The sequence below is a fragment of the Enterovirga sp. genome, assembly GCF_028290205.1.
In the GTDB taxonomy this organism is placed as follows: Bacteria; Pseudomonadota; Alphaproteobacteria; order Rhizobiales; family Beijerinckiaceae; genus Enterovirga.
On sequence record NZ_JAQGKF010000143.1, the window covers coordinates 1 to 15,198 of the forward strand.

The following is a 15,198-nucleotide window of genomic DNA, read 5'->3' on the forward strand; positions in this document are numbered from 1 at the left end:
TCGTCCCGGATGCCCCGGCAGAGCAGGCCGAACGGGGAGCGCACGACGCAGCGCAACAGGCCGAACGTGCCGACCAGCAGGGCGACGGCGAGCAGGTATCCGGTCTGCCCGTAGAGGTCGAATTCGAACCTCCCGAACAGCGCCCGCGGGGTGATCCCCGAGAGGCCGTCGCTGCCGCCGGTGACGCCGGACGCCTTGTTGGCGAGGGCGGAGGCGAGCTGGACCACGGCGATCGACAGCACGAGCTGCGGCAGGCCGGAGGCTCGCAGGATGACGATCCCGGACAGGAGGCCGGCCACGCCGCCGCCGACGGCGCCCAGGAGAAGAAGGCTCAGCGGCTCGGTCACCCCGACATGCGCCGCCGCGATGCCGGCCGCGTAGGCGCCGGCGCCAAACAGCGCCGCGTGGCCGAGGGTGGCAATCCCGCAATAGCCCGTCACCAGGTCGAGCGAGAGCACGAGCAGCGCCATGGCGGCGATGCGGGTGAGGAGCGCGAGATCGTAGGGGAAGACGACGAAACCGAAGGCCCCGGCCGCCGCGATCAGCGCCATGCCGAGCACGGTCACGGCGAGGTCCCGGCGCGCGCCGCCCGACGGCGTCCCGCCCGCCGGCCCCGCCCCGCCCTCGGCCGCCGCAGAGGCGCTCAATGCGGCCTCCCGAGGAGCCCGCGCGGAAACGCCCAGACCACGGCAATCACGGCCGCATAGAAGAAGAACTCGCCGTATTCCGGCACCAGATACTTGCTCACGGTGTCGACGAAGCCGAGCAGGAGGGCGGCCAGGAGCGCGCCTCCGATCGAGCCCGCGCCTCCCACCGACACCACCACCAGGAAGGTCACCATGTAGCGCAGGCCGTAATAGGGCTCGACCGGCAGGATCTCGGCCCCGATCACGCCACCGAGTGCGCCGAGGGCGACCGACAGCGCGAAGGCCGTCGCGTAGATCGCCGGAGTGCGGATCCCGAGCGCGGCCGCCATGCCGGGATTGTCCACGGCGGCCCGGAGCCGGATGCCGAAATCCGTCCGTTCGAGCACGACCCAGAGGGCGAGCGCGACCGCAGCTCCGGTCGCGATCACCACGAGGCGATGAGCCGGCAGGGTGCGGAAGCCGAGATCGACCGGGCCGCTGAAGAGGGGCGGAAGGGCGATCGTCTTCAGGCCCGGGCCGAATGCCCAGTTGGCGGCCCCGATCACCGCGAAGGTGATGCCGATGGTCATCAGGACCTGCGTGAGTTCCGAGGCGCCGTAGATCCGGCGGTAGAGGCCCATCTCGAGCGGCACCGCCAGCATGACGGTGCCGGCCACGGCGATCAGGATCGCGACCCCATAGGGCAGCCCCAAGGAGAGCGTCGCCCAGGAGGCCAAATAGCCTCCGACCATGGCGAAGGCCCCGTGCGCGAGGTTGACCACCCGCATCAGGCCCATGGTGACGGACAGGCCGATCGAGATGACGAACAGCACCATCCCGTAGGCGAGCGCATCGAACAGAATCGAGACTGCGGCTTGCACGCGACGGACCGATCCCGCGTTTTTTCGCGAAGGGCCGAGGCGGCCGCTACTGCATCAGGCCGAAATCGGGCTGATCCGGATAGGCCTTGATCTCGCGGTTGATGTAGGCGCCGTCCCTCTTCTCCACCACGCGCTTGTAGATGTTCTGCCGGATGTGGCGGGTCTTGGGGTCGATGGAGACCGGGCCGCGCGGGCTTTCCCAGGCATAGCCCTTGATGGCGTCCATCGCCTTGGCGGGATCCTGCTTGCCGTCCGTCGCCTCGATCATGCGGTAGAGCAGGCGCGCGCCGTCATAGGCTGCCACCGCGGTCATCACGACCTCCTTCTCGGGGAGGCCGACCTTGGCCAGATCGGCCAGGAACGCCTTGTTCTCCGGCGAATCGTGGGAGGTCGCGTAGCCGTAGGTCGAGATGATGCCGAGGCCCGCCTCGCCCAGCGCCGGAAGGTCCGGCTCCATGGTGAGGTCGCCGGTGGTGATGAGCTTGATGCCCGCCGCCTTGAGGCCGTTGTCGATGAACGCCTTCACGAAGGCGAGGGTGGGCGGGCCGCTCGGCAGAAAGGCGAAGACCGCATCCGCCTTGGTGTCCTTCACCCGCTGCATGATGGGGCCGAAATCGGTCGTCCGCACGGGCATGCGGATCGAATCCGTGACGGTGCCGCCCTCGGCCTCGAACGTCTTCCGGAAGGCCGCCTCGGCATCGAGCCCCGGTCCGTAATCGCTGACCGCGACCACCATGCGCTTGGCCCCCTCCTCGATCGCGGCCTTCGCGGCCGGGACGGTGATCTGCCACATGGTGAAGGAGGAGCGGGAGACGAGCGGGCTCTTCTGCGTGATGGAGGATGTGGCCGCGTTCATGACGACGAACGGCGTCTTGCCCTGGTCGATCACGGTCGCGATGGCGAGCGCGTCGGGCGTGAAATACGCGCCCGCCAGGTACTGCACCCGCTCCTTGACGATCAGCTCCTGGGCGAGCGCCTTCGCCTTGGCCGGGTCGATCGCCTCAAGGTCGCGGTACACGAATTCCACGGTGTGGCCCTTCACCGTCTTTCCCGCCTTCGCCTGGTAGGCGTCGATCCCCGCCTTGAAGTTCTTCCCGAAGATGCCGAAGGGACCGGACAGGGGGCCGATCACCCCGACCTTGATCGTGTCGGCGACGGCCGGCGCGGCCACAAGCCCCGCCAACGTGGCGGCGAGCGCGGCGAGTCTCAGGAGCTTCATTCCGTGTTCCCTTGGTCTGAGAAGCGGGCGCAACCCGTCCCCGGCAGACAGCCGGCGCACATTGCCGACCTTGCCCGGCGGTGTGAAGCATCCGGGCCGCGGGCCGCGCCAGTGTCGGACGGGGGCCCGCCAACAGGAAAGTTGCCGTGACCCTCACGGTTGCGGCTCTGGTTGCCGCGGGAGCCTTCGCCGGCGGGTTCGTGTCCGGGCTGGCGGGGTTCGGCACCGGCCTGATCGCCTTGGGCTTCTGGCTGCACGTGATCGACCCGGCGCCGGCAGCCACGCTGGTCGCCGTCTGCTCCGTGGTGTCGCAGGTTCAGACGCTGCCCGCGGTCTGGAAAGGCATCGACGGCCGCCGCATCGCCCCCATGGTCGGGGCCGGGCTGCTCGGTGTTCCGCTCGGCACGTGGCTGCTCGCGAGGGTCGATCCGGACCTGTTCCGACCGGTCGTCGGCGGACTGCTCCTCGCCTATGCGGCGTTCATGCTGCTCAGCCGGTTCCAGCCCCGCCTCGCCTGGGGCGGCGCCGCTGCCGACGGGGCCGTGGGTTTCGCGGGCGGCATCATGGGCGGCCTCAGCGGCCTCTCGGGCCCGCTGCCGACCGTGTGGGCGACGCTGCGCGGGTGGGGCAAGGACGAGGCCCGGGCCGTGTTCCAGGTCTTCAACGCGGTCGTGCTCGGCGCCGTCGCGGCCTGGCACGCGGTGTCGGGCCTGTTCACGCCGGCCCTTCTGCTGCTCGTGCTGGTCTCGCTTCCCGGGACGACGATCGGCGCCTATCTCGGCGCGCGGCTGTACCGGCGGCTCAGCGATGCGCGCTTTCGCGAGGTGGTCTACCTGCTGCTGGCCCTGTCGGGCGCAACCCTGATCTGGGCCTCTCTCTGACCCGGATCGCCGGCTCTCGCCTGGGTCAGGCGCCGAGGCCGAGCAGGGCCGGGATCAGCAAGGGCGCGACGAGCTCGACCAGTTGCACCTGGTCGGGCGTGTAGGCGCCTTCGCGGTCAAGCACGCTCATGGTGCCGAGCACCCGCCCGCCATGGACCGCCGAGGCGTTGATGACGCTGCCCAGCCCCAGGCCGAGGATCAGCTCGTGATCGGGAAAGGCCCAGCGGATCGCCGCCGGATCGGCGCCGAAGAAGGGTTGGCGGCCGCGCAAGACAAGGTCGCCCCAGGGTGTCGGCCCCATGCGCTTCCAGGCCGAGACCGGGTAGCTGTCCGGCCGGGACGAATAGACCCGCTGCACCTCGTCGCCGCGGCCGAGCGCCAGGATCGTGAACAGCCGGTGGCCGACCAGGCCCTGGACCGCCCCGTCCACCGCCCGGAAGGCGGCTTCGGGGCTCGCGTCGCGGGCCAGCACTTCGCCGATGGCGAGGAGCTCGGCCGTGATGGTGGCGTCAGTCATGCCTCCCTGTAACACGCCCGGCGCTTGACGCGGACCCTCCGGCACGGGATGCCGTGGAGAACTTGCGGCCACCTCCCGAAGAGAGGGCGCCGAACGGGAGGCCCGAATGGAGTTGCAGAGAAACGCGTTCAAGGCGGCTCTGGGCGAAGGCCGCACGCAGATCGGGCTGTGGAGCAGCCTGTGCAGCAACATCGTGGCCGAGATCCTGCGGGACAGCGGCTTCGACTGGATCCTGCTCGACACGGAGCATTCCCCGAACGAGCTGCCGGGGCTCATCTCGCAAATGCAGGCGCTGGCCGGCGGCAGCGCCACGCCCATTGTCCGGCCTGCCTGGAACGACCCCGTCCTGATCAAGCGCATCCTGGATGCCGGGGCGCCCGCGCTGCTGATACCCTTCGTGCAGAACGCCGCCGAAGCCCGGGCGGCCGTGGCCGCCACCCGGTATCCGCCCGACGGCATCCGGGGCATCACCACCAGCGGCCGGGCGGCCCGGTTCGGGCGCGTGCAGAACTACCTGAAGACGGCCGCGGACGAGATCTGCCTGCTGGTTCAGGTCGAGACCGGGCCCGCGCTCGCGGCGCTCGAGGAGATTGCCTCGGTGCAGGGGGTCGACGGCGTGTTCATCGGGCCGTCCGACCTCGCCGCATCGCTCGGCCATCTCGGCAATGCGGCCCATCCCGAGGTGCAGGACGCGATGCGGGACGCGGTGACCCGGCTGACCAAGCTCGGCAAGCCGGCCGGCATCCTGACCTCGAACGACGCCGAGGCGCGGCGCTATCTCGAATGGGGCTATCGCTTCGTGGCGGTTGGCTCCGACCTCGGCGTGCTGGCCCGCAACGCCGACGCCCTCGCCCGCAGCTTCAAGACCTGACGGGCCGGCCGTGTTCGGCCCCGAGAAGCTCGCCCGGCTGCGGGCCCGCTACGCCGACGCGTCCGGGGCGAACATCCACGATCCGGATTTCCGCCGCGCCGCCGACCTCGCGTTCCGCGACGGCGACCGCCGGCCGGCGCCCTATGCGGGCGTATCGACGCTGCTGGACGCGCCGCACCGGCCGGACGGGGACCTGCGCGACCTCGACGTCGCGCTGTACGGCGTGCCGATGGATCTCGGGGTCACGAACCGCTCGGGCGCCCGCTTCGGGCCTCGGGCGGTGCGGGCCGTCGAGCGGATCGGCCCCTACGAGCACGTGCTGCGGGCCGTGCCGGCGGGCGCCTGCCGCCTGGCCGATCTCGGCGACGTTCCCTTCGCGAGCCGGTTCGACCTCGCGAGGTCCCACCAGGACATCGAAGCCTTCGTGCGCCGCATCGTGGAGGCCGGCGTGGTTCCGCTCGGGGTCGGCGGCGACCATTCCATGGGCCTGCCGATCCTGCGCGCCGTCGGGCGCGACCGCCCGGTCGGCATGATCCACATCGACGCCCATTGCGACACCGGCGGCTCCTACGAGGGCTGCAAGTTCCACCACGGCGGGCCGTTCCGGCAGGCGGTGCTGGACGGGGTGCTGGATCCCGAGCGCACGGTCCAGATCGGCATCCGGGGCCCGGCCGAATACCTGTGGGAGTTCTCGACGGAGAGCGGGATGACCGTGATCCACGCCGAAGAGGTGTTCGACCTCGGCACCAAGGCGGTCGTCGAACGGGCCCGAGCCGTGGTCGGCGACGGCCCGACCTATCTCAGCTTCGACGTCGACAGCCTCGATCCGGCCTTCGCGCCCGGCACCGGCACGCCGGAGATCGGCGGCCTCGCCTCGGCCCAGGCGCTCGCCATCCTGCGCGGCCTGGCCGGCCTCGACATCGTCGGGGGCGACGTGGTCGAGATCGCGCCGCAATACGACCCGACCACCAACACGGCCCAGGTCGCGGCCCAGATGCTGTTCGAGATCCTCTGCCTGGCGGCCGCGGCGATCGCGCGCCGGCCCCTTTCCTGACGGAGCGCCGCATGCCCTCGCCTGACACCGCCTACACTCCCCCGGCCGACGGGCAGCCCTGGCGCGAGGTCGCGCCCGAGGCGGCCGGGCTTGAGCCGAACCGGCTCGCCGCCGCGGTCCGCGTGGCGGCCGAGGCCGAGACGCCCTGGCCGGTGGATCTCGAGGCCAAGATCCGGGGCGGCTTCTTCGAGCCGCCGCCCTTCAACGAAATCCTCGGGCCCTGCGCGCCGCGCGGAGCGCCGAACGGCCTGCTCCTGAAGGGCGGAGCCGTGGTCGCCCGCTGGGGCGACACGCGACGCGTCGACATGACCTTCAGCGTCGCCAAGAGCTACCTGTCGCTGCTGACCGGCATTGCGCTCGGCGACCGGCTGATCGCGGATCTGGACGAGCCCGTCGGCGCCCGCGTCCGGGACGGCGGGTTCGAGGGCCGCAACGCCGGCGTGACCTGGCGGCATCTCCTGACCCAGACCTCGGAATGGGAAGGCGTGCTGTTCGGCAAGTCCGACGAGATCGACCGCAACCGCGTGCTCGGCATCGACAATACGGGCCGTCCTCCCCGGCCGACACACCGGGACCTCAAGGCTCCGGGCGCCTTCTGGGAGTACAACGACGTCCGGGTGAACCGGCTCGCCCTGTCCCTGCTGCGGGTGTTCCGGCAGCCGCTGCCGGAGGTCTTCGCCGAGCGCCTCATGTACCCGATCGGCGCCTCGGAGACTTGGCGCTGGGAAGGCTACCGCAATGCGAGCGTCGAGGTGGACGGCCGGCCGATGCTGTCCGTCCCGGGCGGCGGCCATTGGGGCGGCGGCGTCTTCATCCATGCCGAGGATCAGGCCCGGATCGGGCTGCTGGCGGCGCGCGACGGCGTTTGGGGCGGCCGGCGGCTCCTGCCCGAGGGCTGGATGGCGGCCTCGCGCCAGCCCTGCCCGCTCGAGCCGGGCTACGGTTTCCTGTGGTGGCTCAACACGGGCCGGACCAAGTACCCGTCCGCCTCTCCCGAAAGCTTCTTCGCCCTCGGCACGGGCGGCAACCTGACCTGGATCGATCCGGCGAACGACCTGGTCGGCGTGCTCCGCTGGACCGACCCGGCCCGTGCGGACGATGTGATCGGCGGGGTGATGGAGGCGCAGCGGGCCGCCGCTTAGGCGCCCGCCGCAGGTCGTCCGGGCGCGCCACGGCGCCCGGCATTCGACCGCCACAAAGGTGCGCCCGCCGAAGCGGGCGCCGCTTGGGGCTCAGCCGAGCTTCGCGCCGACCGCCTTCTCCAGGATAGCCCAGGTCTCCTCGCCGTACTTCTTCTTCCACTCGTCGTAGAAGCCGGCCTTGGTGAGCGTTTCCCGGAAGCTGTCGGGCTTCGTCTCGTTGAACACCATGCCCTTCGAGGTGAGCTCGTCGCGCAGCGACGCGTTGAGCTTGGCCACGTCGGCGCGCTCGTTCATGGCCGCCTCGTTGATGTGCTTGGTGGCGAGGGCCCGCAGGTCGTCGGGCAGCCGCTCCCAGGCGCGGCGGTTGGCCAGGAACCAGAACCCGTCCCACATGTGGTTGGTGACGGACAGGTACTTCTGCACCTCGAACAGCTTGGCGGTGGAGATGATGGCCAGCGGGTTTTCCTGCCCGTCGACGATCTTGGTCTGCAGCGCCGTGTAGACCTCGGCGAAGTTGATGCTGGCCGGGGCCGCCTCGAACGCCTTGAACATCGAGGTCCAGAGCGGGCTCACGGGCACGCGGATCTTCAGGCCCTTGAGGTCGGCCGCGGTCTGGATCGGCTTGGTCGAGGTCGTGATCTGCCGGAAGCCGTTGTCCCAAATCTTGTCGAGCGCGATGATGTTGGCCTTGGCGATCTGGCCGCGCACATAGGCGCCCAGTTCGCCGTCGATCGCCTTCCAGACGAGGTCGTAATTGGGGAAGGCAAAGCCGATGCCGCTGACGGAGGCGTTCGGCACCAGCGTCGACAGGATCAGCGGCGACAGCGTGAAGAACTCGACGCCGCCCGAGCGCAACTGGCTCAGCACGTCGGTGTCGGAGCCGAGCTGGTTGTTCGGAAACACCTGAATGTCGAGGCGCCCGCCCGATTCCAGCTTGATCTTGGCCACGGCCTCCTGCGCCCGAATGTTCATCGGGTGCGTGGCCGGGAGGTTGTTGGCGTATTTGTAGGTGAACTGCGCCGTCTGCCCGCGGGCGCCCACGCCGCTGCCCAGCATCGCAGCCGAGACCGAGCCGACCAGCACCGTTCGACGTGACACTCCCATGACGTTCGCTCCCATTCACCTGGACAGGCCTGCAGCGGCCCCGTTCTCTCGCCCTGCTTGCCCCGCGGCCCACGCGAAATCAAGGAGCGCCGGCCCGACCGGAGGCCTCAGCCATGGCCTGTGGACGGGCCGGCGACGGCCGGCGGCCTTAACCCGCCATATACCCTCCTGGCCGACCTTGCCGCCTCTTTGGGAATGAGGTGACCATGGCGGACGAGATCGGCGTTGCGGGCAATCGGGTCCGCTCCTTCGTGGAGCGGGTGGAGCAGCTGGAGCTGGAGATCGCCGAGCTGAACGAGGGCAAGAAGGAGGTCTTCGCCGAGGCCAAGGGCGAGGGATTCGACGTCAAGATCCTGCGCGAGATCATCAAGCTCCGGAAGCTCGACAAGGACGAGCGGGACGAGCAGGAGACCCTGCTGGACGTCTATATGCGGGCCATGGAGACGGCCGAGCCGGAGGACGTCGCGAAGGCGGCCTGAGCCTGAGCCGGCCGGCCCGCCGGGCGGTCCGGGGCTGCGCCCGGCGGAACAGCCAGCCGCGCAGCCCCGGCCAGCGGGCTTGCCGGTGTCCGGGCCGGGGCCGCTAGCTCGGCTCCGGCTCCTTTACGGTGATCCGCCACAGCGTGCGGGGGTCGTTCGGGTCCGTGAGCGTGGCCGAATGCAGGGTCGCCAGGTCGTCCCAGAGCACCACGTCGCCGGGGTCGTAGGCGTAGCTGAACAGGTATTTGTCCTGGGTCGCATGCGCCTTCAATTCGTCCAGCAGCGCCACGCCCTCCGGGCGCGGCATGCCGTCGATCTCGAATGAGGAGCCGGACACGGCGTAGAGCGCCTTGCGGCCCGTGCCGTGATGGGTCCGCACCAGCTTGTGCCTGACCCAGCTGACCTTCTTCTTCTGGCTCTCGTCGAGACGCGAGGCCGCCGTCCGTGAGCTCTCGTCGAGGTCGTCGCGGTTGCCGTAATGGTGCAGCACGGTGAGGCCGTCGATCTCCCGCTTGCGGCTTTCGGGGAGGTCGTCATAGGCCGCGTACATGTCGGCGAAGAGGGTGTTGCCGCCCTTCGACGGCACCTCGACCGAATACAGCATGGTCACCCGCGCCGGCACCTGCAGGTACGAATAGTCGGTGTGGAAATAGGTGCCGCCGTCGGCGAGCCCGGCCGGCGAGCCGTCCGGCTTCCGGCGATTGGACAGGATCAGGATGTCGGCCGCCTCGGGATGGTGGAACGTGTCGATGACATGCGGTTCGGGCCGGCCGAAACGGCGCGCGAAGGCCAGGAACTGCGCCGGCGCGAGCCTCTGGCCCTTGATGGCCAGCACCTGACCGTCCCAGAAGGCCTGCTCCACCTCCCGAAAGGCGGCGTCGGACAGTGGCGTCGCGAGGTCGATGCCCTCCAGCGCCACTCCGAGCCGGTCCGACAATCGGCGCCTGCTGAACATGTGGGCCTCCCTCACTTCAGGAATTCGGGCGCGAACAGGCGCGGCAGGAACAGCGCGAGTTCCGGGAACACGATCAGGGCCGCCAGTACCGCGAGCATCGGCATCAGCATGATCATCGTGTCCCAGATGGCATAGCGCAGCTTCACCTTGGCGACCGCGCAGGCGACCATCAGGCACATGCCGTAGGGCGGGGTGACGAGCCCGAAGGCGAGCGACACGATCGCGATCATGGCGAAGTGGATCGGGTGCATGTCGACCGACCGTGACAGCGGCTCGAGGGTCGTGCCGACAATGATGATGGCCGGGATGGCGTCCAGAAAGCAGCCCACGACCAGGAACACGAAGGCCACGAAAAAGCCGACCCCGATGGCGCCCATGCCCCATGTCGTCACGTTGGCCAGGAGCTCGCGCGGGATCTGGTAATAGGCCAGCAGCCAGCCGAAGGCGGACGCGGTGCCGACGCAGAACAGCGCCACGGCGGCGAGGCGGCCGGTCTCCAGCAACCCGTCATAGAGCTGCCGCAGGCTCATCTCGCGGTAATAGAAGATGGACAGCAGGGCCGCGTAGATCACCGCCACACAGGCCGATTCCGTGGCCGTGAACCAGCCGAGCAGGATGCCGCCGACGACAAGAAACGGCGTCATCAAAGCCGGGATGGACACGAAGATGGCGGTGAAGAACTCGCGCAGCGAGGCCCGGGGATAGACCGGGTAATTGTACTTCTTGGCATAGACGTGAACCGTCGCCATCTGGGCGCCGGCGATCAACAGGCCCGGGATGATGCCGGCGAGATAGAGGGCCCCGATCGACACCGAGATCACCCCGCCCCAGACGATCATCAGGATGGAGGGCGGGATGATCACCGCGAGCACGGCCGACACGGCCGTCACCGCGATGGAGAAGGACAGGTCGTAACCTTCGCGCGTCTGTGCGTCGATGAAGATCTTCGACTGGCTGGCCGCGTCTGCCGTGGAGGACCCGGAGATGCCGGCGAAGAACACCGACAGGATCACGTTGATCTGAGCCAGTGCCCCCGGAAAATTGCCGACCATTGCGCGCGACAGCCGGACCAGCCGCTCGGTGATGCCGCCGATGCTCATGAGATTGGCGGTGAGCAGGAACAGCGGCACGGCCAGGAGGATAAAGGAATTATAGGCCTTGAAGGTCTCGTTGAAGAGAACGAGCGGCGACAGCCGGGGCTCGATCAGCAGCGGCGGCAGGCAGGCGAGGCCGAGCGCGAAGGCGACCGGAACCCGCAGCGCGATGAGCGAGAAGAAGGTCCCGAACAGGACGGCCGCCGCCATGCCGGGCGAGAGGACGGCTGCGCTCATGCGGGGCTCCGGCGGGGTCGGGACAAGGGCCTGGGGGAGATCACTCGGCCGTACGGCCCGGCTCGAGCCCGGTGGCGGGCGCCGGTGTCTCCGGGACGAGGGGGGCGCGCCCGGACGCCGTCCGGAGGTCGTCGTAGAAGCTCTCGGCCAGGAACAGGAGCCAGGTGGCGCCGGCCAGCGGCCAGGCCGCGAAGATGAAGCCCATGGGCAGGTCGGCCAGTTCAGACGTCTGCGACCATCCGAACATCAGGAAGCGCCAGCCCCAGACCAGGAACACCACCGCAAACACGAGCACGAACAGATGCGCGATGATGCGGAGCAGAGCCGTTCGGCGTGGACTGAGTTCAGGCCAGACATCGACCTCGAAATGCGTCCGCTCGCGCAGCCCGATCATGGCCCCGAGCATCACCATCCAGATGAACAGGAAGCGCGACAGCTCCTCCGTCCAGATATAGGCCGGGAACAGCGCCGTGTAGCGGGACACGATTTGCAGCGTGACCGGGATGACCAGGAGCGCGACGGACGCGACCAGAAGCCAGGTCAGCACGCGATGGTAGCCGTCGAGGAGGGTCCGCATGAAGTCTCCGCCGGCCGGCGCGGCATCGGCGCCTCGCCGCGTCGTCTCGTGCCGTTGGGGGAACCCTGGCGGATCTCGCGCCGGGGAGACTGCGCCAAGCGGCGCGTCAGCTGGTGGCGTTGATCTGCTCGAAGATCTTGTCCGCCCCGATCTCCTTGGCATAGGCGGCCATGACGGGCTCCACCAGCTTCTTCATCTGCTCACGCTCGGCAAAGGGGATGCGCTTCAGCTTGCCGGCCTTTTCCAGCGCGTCGATCTTCTGCGTGTCCTCGGAGGATTCCACCTGCCGGGCGTAGGATCCGGCCTCCCGGCCCGCCTTGATCACCGCCTGCTGCAGCGCCGGGTCGAGCCGCTTGTAGGTCTTGCCCGAGAAGCAGATGGGCCGAATGGTAATGGCGTGCTCCGTCATGAGCAGGTTCGGGCCGACCTCGAAGAACTTCATGGATTCGACGCCCGCCGCCTCGTTCTCGCCGGCGTGGATGACGTTGTTCTGAATGGCGTTGTAGACCTCGTTATAGGCGATCACGGTCGGCGACATGCCGATGGCGGTGAAGGTGCGGCTCCAGATGGGAGCGCCCTGCACCCGGACCTTCAGGCCCTTGAGTTCGGCAAGGTTCCGGGCCGGCTTGTTGGAGAAGATGTTGCGGACGCCGCCGCCGCCATAGCCGATCAGCATCACGTCGGCCTTTTGGGCGATCTCGTCCGCAACGGGCTTCAGAAGGTCGGCGTCGAGCACCTTGTTCCAGTGCCCGAGGTCGCGAAACAGGAACGGGGCGTCGATGAACGGAGCGGCCCTGGAGAACGTGGACATGTGGGCCGGCGATACGACCGCGTAATCGACCGAGATGCCCTGGTTCATATAGGCGAAGTAGTCCTTCTCGAGCCCCAGCTCGGAATTCTTGTGCAACACGAAGTTGATCGGCTTGCCGTAATGTTGCTGGGTCAGCTCGGCGAACTTGGCGAGCCCACGCGTGAACGCATGATCGTCGTTGAACTGGGATGCGCCGTGCAGGGTGAGCTGGGCCTGCGCCCGGACCCAGGGTGCCGCCAGGGCGGCGGCCGACAGCGCCAGCCCGCCCGCGAGGACCTCACGTCGTGTCATCCTGACCTCCCGCGCCGCGCCTCTCCGGGCGCGGTCAACGGCAGTATGGCAGCGCCGACGAAGCGCGCAAGCGGCTCCGCGCAGGTTGCGGGCGCGCTTTCGCTACAGGCCAGGGCAGCGGATGTAGCTCTGCCGGCGCGGGTTGGGGCCGACCGGGCCGTTTTCCATGACCAGCCGGTCCGGCGTCGGAAGCGAGATGCGCGGCCGCGCCGTGAAGCGCTGCCCCTCCCCCTCGCAGCTTAGCCGCATGGTCCAGCTGCCCGGGCCCGCCGTCGCGATGCCGTGTGCCGTGCAGCGGGTCTCGTACCAGAAGAAGCGGTTTCCGGTGATCTCCATCCGGTCGACGCCGTCCGGGTCGCGGCATTGCGCGGCTGTTCCGGCCCAGAGGCCCCCATAGGGCTGTTGCGCGAGGGCCGGAGCGGCGAGCCCGGCGAGGGCTACGGCGCCAAGCCCGGCCAGAGCCCCGAGCCTCGCCCAGGCACCAGTGAACGTCCTCATGCCTGCGGTCTCCGCCGAGCGGGAGTTAAGCCGGCTCGGCCCGCCCGACACAATGGCCGCGCTGTGGCCTCGTTGCCGCACCTGCCCTGCCCATCCGGCGCTATGCTGGCGCAACAGCCCACTCTGCAGGAGGCTCCATGAGCAGAACGATTTCCGCCCTTCTGTTCGGCGCCGCCCTCGCGGCATCGACCGTCGCCGCCACCCCGGCCGCCGCCTATAATCCGATCGCCGAGTTCTTCGGCCTGTTCTCCACCCAGGCCATCCCGCGCCAGTTGGTGAGCTGGCCCGGCCGCGAGGCGCCCGGCACCGTCGTGGTGTCCACGAGTCAGCGGCGGCTCTACTACGTGCTCGGCGGCGGCCAGGCGATCCGATACGGGGTCGGGGTCGGCCGTGAAGGCTTTACCTGGTCGGGCACCAAGCTGATCACGGCCAAGCGGGAATGGCCGGGCTGGACGCCGCCGCCCGCCATGCGGCGCCGGATCCCGAGCCTGCCGCACCACATTCCGGGCGGACCGGACAACCCCCTCGGCGCCCGGGCGCTCTATCTCGGCTCGTCCCTGTACCGCATCCACGGCTCCAACGAGGACCACACGATCGGGGCCGCGTCCTCGTCCGGCTGCATCCGCATGACCAATGCGGACGTGATGGACCTTTATCAGCGCGTCCGAGTCGGCACCCGGGTCATCGTCGTGCGCTAGCCGGGCCGCGGCGACCTTCCCTCGCCCGCCCACCTCGCAACGTTCTGGCCAGGCTCGCGGGAACGTTGCTCACTTACGGCCGTTGCTCCGGCATCACGCCCACTCAGCAGGCAGCTCGCCTGTTTTGTGGGCCAATTCTGGAGCACAGCATGCGACTTCTGATCGCCGCCGCGGCGGCATCCCTCATCCTCTCGGGCCCGCTCGCTGCTCAGACGGCAGCGCCCTCGCCGTCCTCGGGCACGCCCACCGGCTCGTCCAACCCGGCGGTCTCGACCGGCGGCAATGCGCCGTCGAACGTCAACGCGTCCGGCCAGGCGACCTTTGTCCAGGCCTCCGCCCTCGAGAAGGGCGCGAACAGCTTCACCGAGGGGCAGGTCAAGTCGCGCCTGGAAGGCGCCGGCCTGACCAATGTCACCGACCTGCGCAAGGATGACGATGGCATCTGGCGCGGCAAGGCCATGCGCAACGGCAAGTCCGTGACGGTCGGCTTCGACTACAAGGGCAACATCTCCGCCTCGTGAGCCGTGGCCGGCCCTCGCGGCCGGCCCGCTCCTTTTCCCCACTCGAAAGGACCACCCGATGACCAAGAGAACCGTGACGGCCATGTTCGACAGCTACGGCGACGCCAGCGCCGCTGTCGGGCGCCTGGAAGCCGCCGGCGTGCCGCATGACGACATCTCGCTGATCTCGAACGACGCCAACGAGCGCGGCCGCTACGACAGCACCAGCGGGCGCCGCACCGACCACCCGGATGCCGGAACGGGCGCCGGGACGGGTGCGACGGTCGGCACCGTGCTGGGCGGCGGCGCCGGGCTGCTGGCCGGTCTCGGGCTCCTCGCCATTCCGGGTCTCGGCCCGGTGGTGGCCGCGGGCTGGCTTGCCTCCACCCTGGTCGGGGCCGGCATCGGCGCGGCCACGGGCGGCACCATCGGCGCGCTGACCGGCGCGGGCATCGACGAGGCCCACGCCCACAGCTACGCCGAGGGCATCCGCCGCGGCGGCACGCTGGTCACGGTCAGGACCGACGACCGGCTGCTCGCCACGGTGACCGACATCCTGGACGATGACGGCACGGTGGACATGGCCGAGCGCGAGCAGAGCTGGCGCAGCCAGGGCTGGACCGGCCGCTACTCGGACAGCGATTACGCGCCCGGCACCACGGGCGCCATGTCCAGCGGCGCCACCGGCGCTGCGGCGTCCACCACCACGGGCCTCGGCACGGGTCTCGGCAGCGGCACGGGCCTCGGCACCGGCCTCGGCAGC

The 15,198-nt window shown here is 69.6% G+C and carries 17 protein-coding genes and 1 pseudogene; 8 read left to right on the forward strand and 10 right to left on the reverse strand.

The genetic code is table 11. The features are described from left to right. The 3 genes and pseudogenes from JWR86_RS10260 to JWR86_RS10270 all read right to left on the reverse strand — a co-directional run. Positions 1-551 (reverse strand): annotated as a pseudogene (locus JWR86_RS10260) (branched-chain amino acid ABC transporter permease); the annotation flags it as partial. Between the two features lie 92 nt (positions 552-643). Further along, positions 644-1,507, reverse strand: a complete 864-nt coding sequence (locus tag JWR86_RS10265) for a branched-chain amino acid ABC transporter permease (protein ID WP_299564594.1) — start codon at positions 1,505-1,507, stop codon at positions 644-646. 46 nt (positions 1,508-1,553) lie between these two features. Continuing rightward, entirely contained in the window at positions 1,554-2,726 is a 1,173-nt protein-coding gene (locus JWR86_RS10270) for an ABC transporter substrate-binding protein (protein ID WP_299564598.1), read from the reverse strand. 146 nt (positions 2,727-2,872) lie between these two features. Here JWR86_RS10270 and JWR86_RS10275 point away from each other — a divergent pair, with 146 nt between their 5' ends. Next, positions 2,873-3,607, forward strand: coding sequence for a sulfite exporter TauE/SafE family protein (locus JWR86_RS10275; RefSeq protein WP_299564601.1), 735 nt, complete (start codon positions 2,873-2,875; stop codon positions 3,605-3,607). Positions 3,608-3,632: 25 nt separating this feature from the next. On the opposite strand, the gene JWR86_RS10280 is transcribed toward JWR86_RS10275, so the two are convergent. After that, complete coding sequence (locus JWR86_RS10280; RefSeq protein ID WP_299564604.1) at positions 3,633-4,124, reverse strand: GAF domain-containing protein; 492 nt, start codon at positions 4,122-4,124, stop codon at positions 3,633-3,635. Positions 4,125-4,230: 106 nt separating this feature from the next. Between JWR86_RS10280 and JWR86_RS10285 the strand changes: the two genes are divergently transcribed. The 3 genes from JWR86_RS10285 to JWR86_RS10295 are packed head-to-tail and all read left to right on the forward strand — an operon-like array spanning position 4,231 to position 7,191. Next, positions 4,231-4,995 carry an HpcH/HpaI aldolase/citrate lyase family protein gene (locus JWR86_RS10285; RefSeq protein ID WP_299564607.1) on the forward strand — a complete coding sequence of 255 codons (765 nt, stop codon included), beginning with the start codon at positions 4,231-4,233 and terminating at the stop codon, positions 4,993-4,995. 10 nt (positions 4,996-5,005) lie between these two features. After that, positions 5,006-6,049 (forward strand): agmatinase, encoded by a 1,044-nt coding sequence (gene speB / locus JWR86_RS10290; RefSeq protein WP_299564609.1) that lies wholly within the window; start codon positions 5,006-5,008, stop codon positions 6,047-6,049. 11 nt (positions 6,050-6,060) lie between these two features. Then, a complete protein-coding gene (locus JWR86_RS10295; RefSeq protein WP_299564612.1) occupies positions 6,061-7,191 on the forward strand; it encodes a serine hydrolase in 1,131 nt (376 codons plus the stop codon). 90 nt (positions 7,192-7,281) lie between these two features. On the opposite strand, the gene JWR86_RS10300 is transcribed toward JWR86_RS10295, so the two are convergent. Continuing rightward, positions 7,282-8,295: a TRAP transporter substrate-binding protein gene (locus JWR86_RS10300; protein ID WP_299564615.1), complete on the reverse strand. Its 1,014-nt coding sequence runs from the start codon at positions 8,293-8,295 to the stop codon at positions 7,282-7,284. A 206-nt stretch (positions 8,296-8,501) separates the two neighbouring features. Between JWR86_RS10300 and JWR86_RS10305 the strand changes: the two genes are divergently transcribed. Beyond that, positions 8,502-8,774, forward strand: a complete 273-nt coding sequence (locus tag JWR86_RS10305) for a DUF2312 domain-containing protein (RefSeq protein ID WP_299564618.1) — start codon at positions 8,502-8,504, stop codon at positions 8,772-8,774. 103 nt (positions 8,775-8,877) lie between these two features. On the opposite strand, the gene JWR86_RS10310 is transcribed toward JWR86_RS10305, so the two are convergent. From JWR86_RS10310 to JWR86_RS10330, 5 genes are all read right to left on the reverse strand, one after another. After that, the gene (locus tag JWR86_RS10310) at positions 8,878-9,729 is read right to left on the reverse strand and encodes a TauD/TfdA family dioxygenase (protein ID WP_299564621.1); all 852 of its coding nucleotides are present in this window, start codon (positions 9,727-9,729) and stop codon (positions 8,878-8,880) included. 11 nt (positions 9,730-9,740) lie between these two features. Next, positions 9,741-11,060: a TRAP transporter large permease gene (locus JWR86_RS10315; RefSeq protein ID WP_299564624.1), complete on the reverse strand. Its 1,320-nt coding sequence runs from the start codon at positions 11,058-11,060 to the stop codon at positions 9,741-9,743. Positions 11,061-11,100: 40 nt separating this feature from the next. Continuing rightward, positions 11,101-11,637: a TRAP transporter small permease gene (locus JWR86_RS10320; RefSeq protein ID WP_299564627.1), complete on the reverse strand. Its 537-nt coding sequence runs from the start codon at positions 11,635-11,637 to the stop codon at positions 11,101-11,103. Positions 11,638-11,743: 106 nt separating this feature from the next. Then, positions 11,744-12,739, reverse strand: a complete 996-nt coding sequence (locus JWR86_RS10325) for a TRAP transporter substrate-binding protein (protein WP_299564630.1) — start codon at positions 12,737-12,739, stop codon at positions 11,744-11,746. A gap of 102 nt (positions 12,740-12,841) precedes the next feature. Further along, the gene (locus JWR86_RS10330; protein ID WP_299564633.1) at positions 12,842-13,237 is read right to left on the reverse strand and encodes a hypothetical protein; all 396 of its coding nucleotides are present in this window, start codon (positions 13,235-13,237) and stop codon (positions 12,842-12,844) included. A 137-nt stretch (positions 13,238-13,374) separates the two neighbouring features. On the opposite strand from JWR86_RS10330, the gene JWR86_RS10335 reads away from it, so the two are divergent. The 3 genes from JWR86_RS10335 to JWR86_RS10345 all read left to right on the forward strand — a co-directional run. Continuing rightward, complete coding sequence (locus tag JWR86_RS10335; RefSeq protein ID WP_299564636.1) at positions 13,375-13,935, forward strand: L,D-transpeptidase; 561 nt, start codon at positions 13,375-13,377, stop codon at positions 13,933-13,935. A gap of 149 nt (positions 13,936-14,084) precedes the next feature. After that, positions 14,085-14,456 carry a PepSY domain-containing protein gene (locus JWR86_RS10340; protein WP_299564640.1) on the forward strand — a complete coding sequence of 124 codons (372 nt, stop codon included), beginning with the start codon at positions 14,085-14,087 and terminating at the stop codon, positions 14,454-14,456. Between the two features lie 58 nt (positions 14,457-14,514). After that, positions 14,515-15,198: hypothetical protein (locus tag JWR86_RS10345; RefSeq protein WP_299564643.1), on the forward strand; the 684-nt coding region annotated here is incomplete at its 3' end.

What these genes read in the sequence shown, in the direction of transcription:
- JWR86_RS10325 (WP_299564630.1), bottom strand. Translation starts at nt 12,739, where the DNA reads ATGACACGACGTGAGGTCCTCGCGGGCGGGCTGGCGCTGTCGGCCGCC.
- JWR86_RS10285 (WP_299564607.1), top strand. Translation starts at nt 4,231, where the DNA reads ATGGAGTTGCAGAGAAACGCGTTCAAGGCGGCTCTGGGCGAAGGCCGC.
- JWR86_RS10295 (WP_299564612.1), top strand. Translation starts at nt 6,061, where the DNA reads ATGCCCTCGCCTGACACCGCCTACACTCCCCCGGCCGACGGGCAGCCC.
- JWR86_RS10315 (WP_299564624.1), bottom strand. Translation starts at nt 11,060, where the DNA reads ATGAGCGCAGCCGTCCTCTCGCCCGGCATGGCGGCGGCCGTCCTGTTC.
- JWR86_RS10310 (WP_299564621.1), bottom strand. Translation starts at nt 9,729, where the DNA reads ATGTTCAGCAGGCGCCGATTGTCGGACCGGCTCGGAGTGGCGCTGGAG.
- JWR86_RS10340 (WP_299564640.1), top strand. Translation starts at nt 14,085, where the DNA reads ATGCGACTTCTGATCGCCGCCGCGGCGGCATCCCTCATCCTCTCGGGC.
- JWR86_RS10335 (WP_299564636.1), top strand. Translation starts at nt 13,375, where the DNA reads ATGAGCAGAACGATTTCCGCCCTTCTGTTCGGCGCCGCCCTCGCGGCA.
- JWR86_RS10320 (WP_299564627.1), bottom strand. Translation starts at nt 11,637, where the DNA reads ATGCGGACCCTCCTCGACGGCTACCATCGCGTGCTGACCTGGCTTCTG.
- JWR86_RS10280 (WP_299564604.1), bottom strand. Translation starts at nt 4,124, where the DNA reads ATGACTGACGCCACCATCACGGCCGAGCTCCTCGCCATCGGCGAAGTG.
- JWR86_RS10300 (WP_299564615.1), bottom strand. Translation starts at nt 8,295, where the DNA reads ATGGGAGTGTCACGTCGAACGGTGCTGGTCGGCTCGGTCTCGGCTGCG.
- JWR86_RS10330 (WP_299564633.1), bottom strand. Translation starts at nt 13,237, where the DNA reads ATGAGGACGTTCACTGGTGCCTGGGCGAGGCTCGGGGCTCTGGCCGGG.
- JWR86_RS10305 (WP_299564618.1), top strand. Translation starts at nt 8,502, where the DNA reads ATGGCGGACGAGATCGGCGTTGCGGGCAATCGGGTCCGCTCCTTCGTG.
- JWR86_RS10270 (WP_299564598.1), bottom strand. Translation starts at nt 2,726, where the DNA reads ATGAAGCTCCTGAGACTCGCCGCGCTCGCCGCCACGTTGGCGGGGCTT.